The sequence below is a fragment of the Paenibacillus sp. FSL M7-0896 genome (genome assembly GCF_037975415.1).
GTDB classification, from domain to species: Bacteria; Bacillota; Bacilli; order Paenibacillales; family Paenibacillaceae; genus Paenibacillus_AQ; species Paenibacillus_AQ silagei.
Genome location: NZ_CP150250.1, coordinates 5,276,794 through 5,290,615, shown reverse-complemented (window position 1 = coordinate 5,290,615; position 13,822 = coordinate 5,276,794). Strand labels below are relative to the sequence as shown.

Sequence of the window (13,822 nt, the reverse complement as noted above, 5' to 3'; positions counted from 1 at the left end):
TACTACTATAATTCAATTATTTAACATAGATAGGTATCACGATAAACCTTAACAGACCCTAATTGTAATAATATGTATTAAATTAGTGAATGAGAAATATCGAGGATTTATAACAAAATCAGATTATAGTTATAGTTAATCTCAGTGTTTACTACTCTGATGTTCCCACACTTGCTCGATACTAGTTCGGCGAAGTTGCCTTTTGGACAAGGAGTGAATTTTAAAATATTGCTTATAATTCTGCTCTTGTACAGGATTATTTGATTAACACTATCCCGACTGCTAAAAAGTAAATCCAGGCTAAAGGCAAGCTTTTTATTCATATTTTTCTATTAATGCTCATAATGAGTGGTTGTAATCTCAAAACAATGCTTTTAGAATAGTTAGATAATGCAGGGGGGAATCGCTTGTGGCTAACCCCACAAGCAAAGGTGTTTTACAAGCGCTTTCAATTATTCTGCAGGTCCTGATACATTACAGAAATCTTGAATTAAGGAGTTCATTTCCATGCGGATAATAATAGCAGATGACGATGATTACACCAGAGAAGGCTTGATCGATTCAATTGAGTGGGAGCAGTTCGGGATCAGCAATATCCTCGAAGCCAGGGATGGGGCGGAAGCGCTGCGGCTGGCAACCCAGTATAAGCCCGAAATCGTGCTGACAGATATCCGCATGCCGAAGCTTAATGGGATTGATTTTGCGGAGAAGCTGGGTGAGCATTGCCCGGACAGTAAGCTGCTGTTCATGAGCGGATACTTGGATGTTGATTATTTGAAGAGTGCGATACGGCTGTCCGCGGTAGATTATATTGAGAAGCCGATCAAGCTCCCTGAGTTGCAGGAAGCCATTCGCAAGACAGTCCAGTCTGTACACAGGAGTAAAAGGCTCATAAACGACCTCAGCACCAAAAAGAATCTGCAGCAGCAAAAGCTCGCGCGTCTGCTGATTGAAGGTACGGTGGATCCGGAATGGATCAGGCAGCAATGTGAAGAGGCGAAGTTCCCGGTGAATTCTAGTTATCTATGCTTATTGGTATACAGCCCGAGACAAGCAGGCCATGTGCCGGAACTGCTGGAATATGTGAAAGCCTTCTGGAGCGAGCAGGGTGTTCATGCTGTCGGCGATCATCTCGGCAAGGAGGAGTTTGTATTCGTGCTGGCGCTTAACAGGCTCAAGATGGACCGGATCGAAGTCTTGGCAAAGCAACTGATCCAGAGAAGTGAGCATCAATACGTAGGGATCGGAAGCCGGGTATCAAGCCTTTTTGAGCTCAATCAGAGCTATGCCAACGTGCAAAAGGCACTGGATCAATTTTTCTATTATCCTGACCTTCATTATTATCCAAGTCAGGAATGGCATAATGCCCAGTCCGGTATTAGCCCGCAGCTATTTGTGGATTTCTATATGCTGATGAAGAGCCAGCCTTCCGGGCTTATGGAATGGATTGACTCGGTATGCAGACAATTTACCGTTACGGAACATCCTCCGCGCGAGCAGGTATATTCCCTGTTTTCGTCTCTGGGCCGGGCGATTATTCAGGAGAAAGGTGCGCTGCTAGCTAAACTGGATGGGATATACGATATTAATGATGTCGATGTACAGATATCCGAGTTCACTACACTGGAGGAAATCAGAGTGTATATTCAAGGAGTCTGCAAAATCTATTGTACGGAGATAGATAAGGATTCCAAGTACTCCCATACCATAACCAACGTAATGAACTATATCGCTTCACATGTCGGTAAGGTAGATTTGGACCTGCTAGAGATTGGTCAGCATATGTTCATGTCCCCTGCCCATCTTAACATGCTGTTTAAGCAGGACACAGGAACGACTATCACCCAATACATCAGGGATTACCGGATCGAGCTGGCTAAGAAGCTAATCATGAATGAGCATTATAAAATGAACGCGATTTCGGAGCTGTGCGGCTTTGCCAGTCCCAGTTATTTTGCAAAGGTATTCAGGATATGTACCTCCGTAACACCGGTGGAATTCAGAAAGATGAAGCTCCGATGAAGGCACTCTTACTGTTCAGGAATCTGTCCATCCGTAAGAAGCTAATTCTTATGTTTCTCGTTGTGGGTATTATTCCACTGATGATTACGTATTTTGTATCCCAGCATGAAATACTCAAATACGCACTCGACCGGCAAAGCTATGCCAATAATCAGACATATGAGCAGACGCTGTCTGTGCTGACAAGCAGAATGTCACATATCGAAGAAATCTCTTCAATGATTGTTGTAAACAAAGACATTAATTCCATCTTCTCGATGAACCCGGATCATCTGGAAATATGGAAGCAAATCTCAATGTTCGAGGATGTTACCTCCTACACCTCGATTTTGGAGTCGGACTCGCAATTCAACAATATCATGTACTTCATTAATGATGGGTTCATAATGGCAGGCAAGGCCTCTCTGTACCGGCCGCTTAGCCAAGTCCAGGGCCAGAAATGGACGGAAACCTTTCTGAAGGCAAAGGGAAGGTCAACCTGGCTTATATTCGAAGACAAATACAATTTCCTCAATCCGAAAAAGTATCTGACGCTGGGCCGGGCGCTGTGGAATGAGAATAACTATATGGAGCCTGTCGGATTCGTCATGATCAACATCGATTTGGGACAGATTACTGAGGCACTGCAGGCGTCTGTCCCCGGACAACTGGTCTATGTGGTGACTGCTGAAGGAGAGATTGTTGCAAGCAGCGGCAGCGAAGAAGAATTGGCCAAGATGAGACTGCCATATACTTTGAACAGTGGTTCCAGTTATTCGGAGTTTCACCTTGAGAGCGGACCCTATCTGGCACGCGGGAATCAGATTGACTCCACTAACCTGTTTCTGGTATCCGTGATTCCGTCCAGTGCAGCCATGTCGATCATCCAAAAGATCCGCGGGCAGATGCTGGGTATTTACGCCGTAATCGGACTATTCATCTTTGCCTTTATTTTTCCGATCACCAGATCGATTACGCGGCGCATCTTTCTACTGATGAACAAGATGAGCCAGGTGCGCCAGGGCAGGCTGAATACACTTGACCTTGAACCGCGTACCGATGAACTGGGTCATCTGATTTCAAGCTATAATTACATGATCAACAGTGTACAAATGCTGATGGAGGAGCAGTTCAGGCTGGGGCAGGAAAAGAAGGGGGCGGAGCTCAAAGCGCTACAGTCACAGATCAACCCTCATTTTCTATATAACACGCTGGATATGGTCAACTGGATGGCTCAGAAGGAAGAGGTAGAGAATATCCAGAAGGTGATTCATGCCCTGTCGGACTACTATAAATTAGTACTCAATAAAGGCAAGGATTTCGTTACTGTCGGAGACGAAGTACGGCTCTGCAAGATTTATATGGAGATTCAGAAGAACCGTTATAAAGAGAGAATTAAGCTTGAAGTTAAGGTAGATGACGAAGCTCTAAGTTGTATGCTTCCTAAGATTACATTGCAGCCGCTAGTAGAGAATGCAATCGTGCACGGGATTATGGAAACAGAGGGGCGGAGAGGGACGATAAGGATCAACGGTCGTCTTGAGCAGGACAGGCTGATCGTAAGTATTGAAGATGACGGGGCGGGAATACGGGAGCGGGAGGAACGGCACTCCAAGTATCAGGGAAGCGGATACGGAGTTGGGAACATCAACAAACGGCTGAATTTATTTTTTGGGGATGATTCCAGAGGCATTCAGTTTACCAGCCAAGAAGGCGAAGGGACCACCGTTATGATTGACGTTCCAGCAATTCAGAGTTAAGAAGGCCATCGGCCTTCTTTTTTTGCGTTGAGATATGGCTTTCCTTCATGAACATCATTGTTTTTTGCAAGGAATCTTCTGTATTTCTGATATTTTTTGCAGGAAAGCAACGATAGAATTAATGATGAAAGGAGAAGTGATTGCATGAACCAGGTTTCCTCAGCTGCTCCGAAAGCGCTTAATAAGAAAGCGCTTAAACGGAGAGCCAAGCCTTTTGCGGACTTCAGAGCACATAAAACCTATTATTTTATGCTCATTCCATTGTTCGCATATTTTATTGCCTTTAATTATTTACCGCTTGTCGGGTTGTACAACGCTTTTACCAATTACGATTTCAGTAAAGGTATACTGAGTCCGTTTGTAGGTCTGCAGAATTTCGAGTTTCTATTCAAAGGTGGAGCAAGCTCCATCATCTGGAAATTAACTCGTAATACAATTCTCTACAATGTAGCATTTATAGTACTTAGCAATTGCTGTCAGATTGGTATGGCTGTGCTGCTGAAGGAAATCGCCTTCAAGAAATTCGTGAAGACATCGCAGACACTGATGTTTATGCCCTACTTCGTCTCGATGGTTATCATCGGTTCCATCATCTATAATCTGTTCAATTTTAATTACGGGGTATTCAATAATCTGTTCACTTCCCTCGGCATGGAGAAATTCGATTTCTACCGTACCCCTTGGGTCTGGCCCATCATCATTGTTGTCGTTGAGATCTGGAAGAGCTTAGGTTATGGAACTGTAATCTATCTTGCTTCAATTATGGGGATCGACGAGAGCATTTATGAAGCGGCTTACGTAGATGGTGCTACAAAATGGCAGCGCATTCGTTATGTTACCCTTCCGCTGATCAAACCGACAGTAATCATTCTGCTGCTGTTCGCCGTCGGAGGTATCCTGAGGGGGCAATTCGACCTCTTCTGGAACATTGTCGGCAACAACGGGTTGCTGCTGAATGCTACAGACATTATTGATACCTATGTATACCGTTCCCTGACCGTTAACTTCAGTATTAATCTGGGAACTGCAGCAGGCTTGTATCAATCCTTATTCGGTCTGATTCTAATCCTCACTGTGAATACCATTGTCAGAAGAATAGATCGGGAAAATTCTTTATTCTAGAAAGGGTTGTGATTGAAAGTGAGTTCTGTGGCTGTTGACAAACCCGGCAGTAAAATCCGCAAGGACGCCGGAACCCGTATTTTTGATACTATTGCTGTAATCATTGTATCCATTGGAGCATTGCTCTGCGTAATCCCGTTTATTATTATGCTCTCCGGTTCCTTCAGTACGGAAGCTGAGGTAGTGCGGAGCGGATACTCGATTATACCCAAAGGCTTTACGCTGGAAGCGTACCGGGTCGTCTTTACTTCCTTGGGAAATACCATCGGCAAGGCTTATATGGTTACTATCTATGTAACGGCAGTAGGTACATTCCTTGGCTTGTTATGTACATCAATGGGTGGATATGTTCTATCCCGTCCGGATTTCAAACATAGAGACAAGGTATCCTTCTTCGTATATTTCACTACCCTCTTCAGCGGAGGACTGATCCCGACTTACCTCGTTGTAGCTAATGTGCTGCATCTGAATCATTCACTCTGGTCCGTAGTACTGGGCGGCCTGATGTCGGCGTTCAATGTATTCCTGTTCCGGAACTTCATCAAGGGTATTCCCGATGCACTTATGGAATCAGCGAGAATTGATGGTGCGGGAGATTTCCGGATCTACTGGCAGATTATCATACCGCTGACGAAGCCTGCTATGGCTACAATCGGCTTATTCACAGCCCTGGGTTATTGGAATAACTGGTTCACCTATAGCTTGTATCTGATTACTGACAAGGATAAATGGGGGCTCCAGTATTTGCTCTACCGAATGCTGTCAAGGGTGACGGATGCAGTTAAAGGCTCAGACGTCATTATTATTCAGCAGCTGCCGAGTGAAACCATGAAGCTGGCTACCGCGATGCTGGTTACCGGACCTGTCCTGCTATTCTACCCGTTCGTGCAGCGCTACTTTGTTAGCGGACTTGTCGTTGGCAGTGTAAAGGGATAATAAGACCGCCATGCTTATGTAGTTATGGATTTGGTGTCGGGTGGAGGAGACTCGTTTACTGTTTTCTCCACTGCACATATAATTGTTTATAACAATGGAGGGGTTAGCTTGAAAAGAAAGTATTTAAAAAAGACAATGTTAGTTGCATCGATGGCATTATTGTTAGGATTATCTACAGCCTGCTCGAACTCAGGCAACAACAATGTAGGCGGTGAGCCTACAAATTCCGGGGGTACGGCTGCAACGGATGCACCAAAAGACATCGTTGAATTGAAAGCGATTACGATGGGAAATGAGCCCAAAAGCGGACTGGATAACTTCTATAAGCAGCTGGATGCTTTAACCGAAAAGGACCTGGGTATCCGGGTCAGATTCGACTATATCCCTTGGGGAGATGAGAAGAATCAGATCAGCAGGGCAATAGCTGCGAAAGAGTATGATCTGTATGTTGGCGGGGCATGGTCAGACTTTGCGAATTTTGCCACCAAAAATGCCTTTGCCGACCTGACGCCGCTGCTGAATGATACGCCTGACCTTGTAGAGCATTACAAAGGTTCGCTGGATCGGGTGAAAATTGACGGCAAGGTATTCGGGATTCCCCAATACAACAAGCCGGGCGGCGGCGGTGAAGGCATGCTCTACCGTGAGGATCTGCGACAAAAATGGGGTCTTCCAGAAATTAACAGCCTGGAGACAGCTGAACAATATCTGTACAAAGCTAAAGAAGAGTATCCATCTACACCAATGCTGAATGACAAGCGCTTCGGCACTAACATTTATACACAATTGATTGCCAGCAAGTATTACACCGTAGCTGCGGATTATGCGGTAGCTTCTTATGATGATCCTTATAAGGTAATGAGCATTTATGATACTCCTGAATACAAAGAAGCAGTAGTAAAAGCGAAGCAATGGTATGACGATGGCATAGTGGATCACGATGTTCTGGCCGCTCAAGGCAATGCCACCGCCGAAACACTGGAATTGATGAAAGTTGACCAAAAGCCGCTTGAATTCAACAACCAGTTCGGGGCAGTCAGCGGTAACTACATCAGCCAGCTCAAAGAAGCGCTGCCAGATTCAACCTATGGCTGGTATGATTACTTGTTGGATAATGATGCTCCGCTCTATCTGCCTAAAATGTCTCCAAGTACACTTACGATGATCTCTGTAGGGGCCAATTCACAATATGCTTCACAGGCATTGAAATTAATTGAGAAGGCGCATACGGATCAGACATACTATAATCTGCTGGCATATGGTGTGGAGGGAGAGAATTACAATAAGGATGCTGATGGATTTATCAATTATGAAGGTATCCCAACAGATAATATCAAGCCTTCCTGGACGGGATTACCTGATGGCTACATGGCTCTTCAAGTCAATTATCCGGGTGAGTGGAAGACGATCTATGATAAGCTCCAAGCAGAAGGGATTAAGCGTTCAGAAGCTGGCGGCACAGATCCTTATGAGGGCTTCAGCTTTGATACCAGTTCATTGGCAACCGAGCTGTCCAATCTGGAAACGGTAAAAACCCAATACATCCAGCCATTAAGTGTAGGGATGAGTAATGATATCGATGGCGATCTGGCTAAGGTGCAGAAGCAACTGAAAGATGCTGGATTTGATACCTATCTGGCCGAATTGCAGAAGCAAGTGGATGCTTTCAAAGCAACAAAATGAGCTATTTAAACCGCCTGGAGCAGGGTTGATCCTGCTTCTGGCGGTTTTTCTGTTTCCCGTCCGAGATACCGAATAATACTCTTCTGAATTTACAACAAATCTTGCAAATGTGTGATATATGCGCTATCAGCAGCAGTGGTAGAATAAGTCCGTAAATAAGCACAAATGGCTAAAACCGCTAGTATGTTTTGAATTATATGGAAACGTTATCAAACTTTCGGATTCGCGCGAATTATGGATAAGATTATCGGCTAAATTTCGGCAGGGAGGTGATTATATCATTTATTTCGGGCTTCTTAGAATCATGCTTAAAATTGGCAGCAATAAATAGAAAGCGCTTTCTGATTTATTTGACTCATCATTAACTATTCTCAGGAGGGAAAGATGAAAATTAATAACACTCTGCGCAAAACGATATCACTGGCGGTTTCATTGATGATGATAACGCTGCTTGTTCCTGCACAAGCAGCAGGAAGCTCTTCATCAGTATTACAGCAATCTATTGAAGATACGGATGTCCTAGATACCGTTCAGCCTACGGAGGTAACGGTTGCCACATATTCGGATTCTCCAGAGAGCGGGATATCCGATGCCAGCGTAACTGTTACCGAGGCTGCGTATAATACGGATTTATTAACATTATATCCCTTCGACGGAAATGCCAATAGCGCGGACGGATCGGCCAATGGCACGGTATCCGGCACAGCAGCCTATGCGGAAGGGAGAGTTGGGCAAGCTCTCAGTCTGAACGGCAGCGATAACTATGTGGCCCTCCCGCCAAGTCTTCCGTCTGCAAGTGCGGAAGAGATTACTGTATCCACCTGGGTGAATTGGAAAGGAGGTAAGGATTGGCAGCGGATCTTCGACTTTGGTAATGGAACGAACCAATATATGTTTCTGACCCCCAAGACGGGCAGTTATATGCGATTCGCTATCAAGAATGGCGGCAGCGAGCAAATCGTGCAGACCGCGCAGCTTCCTGTAGGGCAATGGGTCCATGTGGCACTTACAATCGGGAGCGGAAAGGCAAGCCTGTATCTGAACGGCGAGGCCAAGGCCTCTGCGAGTGTTACCATCAAGCCAGGTGATTTTAAACCGATCCTGAACTATATCGGCAAAAGCCAGTTTACCGACCCCCTCTTTAACGGTTCTATCGATGAATTCCGAATTTACAATCGTGCTTTAGGTGCTGACGAGATCCTAGCTATGTATAAAGATTCCGATGCAGAATCAATTATTGCTCAAGCCCAGACGATTATTAACGCCGGACAGCAGTATTACTCGGATGATTCGTGGAGTATGCTGCTGGAGGTTTTCGGGCAGGCCCAAGCGCTAAGGGAAGATCCGTCCGCGACTCCGTCCGCAATCGAGGCTATCACAGCTGCACTGCTTGCTGCGATCCAGAGTCTTGCTGAACCTTTACCAACGTTCGTTAATAACACCGACACGCAGCTTGTCCATCCGGCTGTTAGCGTTGCACCGCAGGATCTGCTGCGGGTGCGCCAGCATATTTTGAACAAGGAGCAGCCTTGGTACGGGTATTATACAAGTTTTGCAGCTAGTGACTTTGCTTCCAAGTCATATGTGATCAGAAATGACAGCGATCCGACTGCAGACATGGAACATCTTACACCGGTATACACTTACAACAACTATAGCACCAGTCTCTTTAACAATCAGATGACTCAGGATGCTACTGCAGCGTACTATCAAGCGGTTATGTATTTTATGACAGGGGATCCTGCTTACCGTGAAAAAGCCATGCGGATTGTCCTGCTGTGGGGGAGCCTTGATCCTTCGCTTGCGAAGTATGTAACGGATGCACACATTCATCAGGGACCGCCTATGTACATGATGAATGCGGCAGCCGAATTGCTGCGCTATACCAGTACAGGCCATGAAGAATTGAAGTGGAAGGAGGAGTATTCCCGCAAATATAGTGATAACTTCCAAAAGCCCGCGTTAAGACTCTGGATGGAACGGAACAACAACTGGCTGAACCAGCACCAGACTTCCGTTATGGCAACATTATCTTCTTATGTATTTATGGACAGCAAGTCAGATTATGAACGTGTACTGGAGTGGGCTACAGTTAACGCCACTACGACACTGCCTTATCAGAACGGTGCAATCGCCAATGCCATGTTTGAATTCTCCGTGGACAGCAACGGGAACACACTGGATGAGCCAATGGTTGCTGTCAAAGAGATGGTGCGCGATCAGCCACATTCCTTTGATAACATTGAAGGCCTGGCTGTATTGGCCGCCATTATTTCAGCACAGGGCACACAGCTTGATCCGGTCACAGGAACAGCAACGACTGCTCCTGAAGGTGTGGACGTGTACTCCTTCATGAATGACCGACTGATCAAGGGAGTCAATTACTACTACAAATACAATTTGGGTTATGATGTACCCTTTAATGACGGCTTGAATGCTCCGATCAGTCCAGACAGACGCGGACGGCTCAGTGGGCGTGAGGATTATTACTACATTTACAAGTATGGCAAGGGCTATACGGATAACGATCCCGACTTCAAGTATGTTGCCGAGGCATTATATCAGACCTGGGAAATATATGGGTTAACCGTCAATGATTTATGGCTGTATATTCCTGACGGTGCATTGGGTTCAGCTGCCCCATCCGCGATAGTCCAGGAGAACGGGGGAACTGTGCCTTACCAGCTGGAAACGCGGTTTACACCGTTTGACAGTGGGATTACGCGAACCGACGGGGCAATCCGTGTTGAGGCCGCCGAATCCGGCTCCACCTTTGCCGTGTACGGCCTAGGCATTTGGCGGGGGGGCGATCTTGCGTTCCGGATCAAGAGCAATAGCATAACTGCACTAGAACTTCTGGGTAACCTCGGGAAAGAGCCGTTTGCGACGGTCCAGCTGCCTGATACCGGCGGTGAATGGAAGTATGTGGTTATCAATCTGTCCGGACTGCCTAGTACCGCTTTTCAGGCGGATTCGATGATATATTTCAAGGTGATCGGTGGGGCGGGAGATTATGCCGAATTCGATCATCTGCTTGTCAACAGCACGACAGTGAAAGCGCCGCTCTTCAAGGGAGGGGTAAATACACTCCATCTGGATGTCTATCCGTCGGCGCAGCTTCAATATGATGTGTCCAATGCCGCGGGCAATGCCGGACAGAGCATTACCTATGGTATTGTCGAAGATGACGCAGGCTTTGTGAGGGAGGCCAATATTACGATAAGCGGCGCAGGAGTCCTGTCGGGAAACCTTCCGGCAACGCTGACTGCCGGTGAACATTCCTTTTTTGTAACCGCAACCAACGACACATCGATCAATTTGCTAGAGGTTACCGTCACGGTTGCCGGCCTCTATAAAGATGCTATAGCTAATGTCATTCAGGCCTATGATCCATCGAAAAAGTATGAATCGGCGAGCTATACTGTTTTCCAGAGCAAATATGAAGCTGCGCTGGCGCTCGATGGCTCCGTTGATGCTGCCGCCCAGAATCAGGCACTGCTTGATCTGAAGGAAGCGGTCAAGGGGCTGCGGCTGTTAAATCCGCTCATTGATGACGGAGCGCTAGATTTATCGGGCATAGCCGTAGGGGCACCGGACAGCAGCAGCATTAACATGGCTTCGCTTGTAGACCTTCACGCCTCCGGCATTCCGATCCGCTGGATTGTCGACAATAAGCAGTTTACAATCGACTTCGGGGATGGCTTCAAGGTTAAGCCGAGCGAGTTCATGATGTTGCCTGACGCCGGATTCCCGGCGCGTTCAGAGGGAGCCATTATTCTGGCATCTAACGACTATATAAACTGGGTATCCATCTCGGATGATATATCACAATATACCACTGACTGGTTCAATTATACGGTCAAAGAGGAGTATAAGAATACCGGCTTCCGGTATATTCGATTGAAGGATATTACCTCAGGAGTACTGAACAAGGATGATTATACGGAGGATCAGCCGTTTACCATCGCGGATCTTCATATTTTTGGTGAACGGTATGAGACGGTTACAGCAGTGAGGGATATCCGCTTTAGTTTGCTGAACACTGTACCGGTTCAGGATAGCCTGTCGGTTCCTTCAAGAGCTGTCATTGGGGATAAGGTAATACTTTCTTTCTCAGCCGATCAGGCGATCGGCAATGTCCATGCGGCCATACAAGAAGAGACGGTTCAGGTAACGGATAATCAGGACGGTTCGTATACGGCAGAATATACTGTTCATGCCGGATCGAAGCCGGGCTACGTGGCGTTCTCGCTTGCTTATACTCTGGCCGACGGTACACCTGCAGATACTATATACAGTTATCCGGAAAAGCTGATAACAAATACAAATAGTACGCAATTGTCCCCCAAAATACTCATCTCCAATACTGTCAACGAGATCAACATTGCAGCCGAAGCCCAGATCAGCGGATCGGACAATACACTGGATGCAGCTGAAATCACTTATCTGTCCGACGGCAAAATATCCACTTTCGCTGATGTCAGATCCGGCGGAAGTGGATACGGGTACTATAATATTGATTTTGGGGCGAGCAACAGCAGCAAGCTGATGCAGCTTGACCGTATTGAGATTCTAAACCGAAACGGACTTCCTGCCAGAGCAGGAGCTGTGAGTGTAAGTGCCTCTGTTGACGGGGTGAACTGGCGGACTATTTCAGAGACCTCGAGGAGCTACAACTACGATATCTGGCAACCTGTCAAAGTCCTTGATAAATTCAAAGAATCCGGCTTCCGGTATTTCCGTATATACGGTGGCAACTGGTATGGAAACATTTCAGAACTGCGTATGTTTGGTGAAGTTGGCACCCATCTGAAGCTCTACGACCCAGAGTATACGGTCACAACAACGGCTAGTGATCCTGCAGCTGGAACGACCCTGGTATATGTCAATCCGAATGGTCTTCCGCCTGCACCAGCCCCGACCGGAAATGAAGGAACCTCGTTAACGGTACAGGGCGATCAGACGGCGGTTACGGTGGTGGCTAAGCCGGCACCAGGCTATGAGTTCGTGAAATGGGTTGAACCGGGAACCAGTTATGGAATGACGGCAGATTATTTATGGACGGAATACCCGCTCTTTAATCTAACAACCTATGCAGGCGGGTACTTAGGTGGAGTCAAGAGCTATAATGTTACGCGTGACTGGAATCTGAAGGCAGTATTCCGAAAAATCAACGGGACTGAATCATCCGACGCTGCACTTTCAAGTCTGGTGCTGGAAGGAGCCTCACTGAGTCCGGAATTTCAGGCAGATATTACAGACTATTCAGCAGCTGTGGCGGCAGGAGTCTCTAACATCAACGTCACAGCGGTAACCAGTAATGATGCGGCTGAATTGAAGATCAACGGCATGGCTGCCTCAGGCGGAGTCCCGCTGCTCCTTCAGCTTGATGATGATAAAACTGTGCTTCAAGTGTTGGTAACGGCGGAGGATGGAACGGAGAAGCTTTACGAGATCACGATTCAGAAAGAAGCGGCAGCCATACAGTCTCCAGGCAAACTGGTGCTTGCAGACAATAACGGTTATGATACCGGGCTTCAAGACGGCAGCTATACCATCACGATGAATATGTGGTGGGGAGAAAATGGGACCACATTCAGACTGTATGAGAACGATACGCTTATCTCATCGCAGAAGCTAACCCGTAATTCTCCGGCGGCACAGACAGCTAAAACAGATATATCCGGCAAAAAGAATGGAACTTATACGTACATTGGTAAACTGACGAACAACTTCGGTACTACTGCAAGTGATCCGTTGACCATTACCGTTACTGATGCGGCTCCGGGCAAGCCGGTATTGTCTCATAATAACTGGGATGGTGATGGGAACTACAGCATGACCATGAACTTATGGTGGGGAACGAATGCTGATGAATACCGTCTTTATGAGAATGGGATACTAATTGATACACAATCTCTAATCGCAGCGACGCCAAACGCTCAGAAAGCAGTTACGAATATATCCGGCAGGGCAGCGGGGGATTATGAGTACAGTGCAGTCCTGGTGAATGCTACAGGTGAAACGAGCGGCGGCACGATAATAGTGAATGTCAATTGAACAAACTACAGCAGCCGGCCAATTCAAGCAGATTCATCTGCTTGAATTGGCTTTTTTTGTAAAAAGATCAGAGCTAAATGATTGCTGAAAATGACTAAGAGACAGGTTATGAAACCCATCAAGAAGAGGAAAGGTTTGATGCGGCGGTCTTCCAGCAATTTAGTAGATATCCTATAAACCTACCCCAAGGCAAACTAGTCATGGTATGAGACAATGCCCACACTCCGCATGTTTTATAAGATCATACATGAATTGCTAAG

Annotated in this window: 6 protein-coding genes; all 6 read left to right on the top strand. The window is 46.4% G+C overall.

The window, feature by feature from the left end:
* Window positions 1–507 precede the first annotated feature (507 nt).
* The gene (locus tag MKY12_RS22715) at window positions 508–2,022 is read left to right on the top strand and encodes a response regulator (protein WP_339310984.1); all 1,515 of its coding nucleotides are present in this window, start codon (window positions 508–510) and stop codon (window positions 2,020–2,022) included.
* Window positions 2,019–3,761: a sensor histidine kinase gene (locus MKY12_RS22710; protein ID WP_339310983.1), complete on the top strand. Its 1,743-nt coding sequence runs from the start codon at window positions 2,019–2,021 to the stop codon at window positions 3,759–3,761. The genes MKY12_RS22715 and MKY12_RS22710 overlap by 4 nt, the downstream gene beginning before the upstream one ends.
* A 144-nt stretch (window positions 3,762–3,905) precedes the next feature.
* Window positions 3,906–4,883, top strand: a complete 978-nt coding sequence (locus tag MKY12_RS22705; protein WP_339310982.1) for an ABC transporter permease subunit — start codon at window positions 3,906–3,908, stop codon at window positions 4,881–4,883.
* 27 nt (window positions 4,884–4,910) lie between these two features.
* Entirely contained in the window at window positions 4,911–5,819 is a 909-nt protein-coding gene (locus MKY12_RS22700; RefSeq protein WP_339310980.1) for a carbohydrate ABC transporter permease, read from the top strand.
* A gap of 24 nt (window positions 5,820–5,843) precedes the next feature.
* Window positions 5,844–7,502, top strand: coding sequence for a DUF3502 domain-containing protein (locus tag MKY12_RS22695; RefSeq protein ID WP_339310979.1), 1,659 nt, complete (start codon window positions 5,844–5,846; stop codon window positions 7,500–7,502).
* A 384-nt stretch (window positions 7,503–7,886) separates the two neighbouring features.
* Window positions 7,887–13,562: a LamG-like jellyroll fold domain-containing protein gene (locus MKY12_RS22690; protein WP_339310977.1), complete on the top strand. Its 5,676-nt coding sequence runs from the start codon at window positions 7,887–7,889 to the stop codon at window positions 13,560–13,562.
* The last annotated feature ends 260 nt before the right edge of the window (window positions 13,563–13,822 follow it).

Bases quoted from the DNA above. Each gene is read 5' to 3' on its own strand.
- MKY12_RS22715 (WP_339310984.1), top strand. From the start codon at position 508: ATGCGGATAATAATAGCAGATGACGATGATTACACCAGAGAAGGCTTG.
- MKY12_RS22710 (WP_339310983.1), top strand. From the start codon at position 2,019: ATGAAGGCACTCTTACTGTTCAGGAATCTGTCCATCCGTAAGAAGCTA.
- MKY12_RS22705 (WP_339310982.1), top strand. From the start codon at position 3,906: ATGAACCAGGTTTCCTCAGCTGCTCCGAAAGCGCTTAATAAGAAAGCG.
- MKY12_RS22695 (WP_339310979.1), top strand. From the start codon at position 5,844: ATGGATTTGGTGTCGGGTGGAGGAGACTCGTTTACTGTTTTCTCCACT.
- MKY12_RS22690 (WP_339310977.1), top strand. From the start codon at position 7,887: ATGAAAATTAATAACACTCTGCGCAAAACGATATCACTGGCGGTTTCA.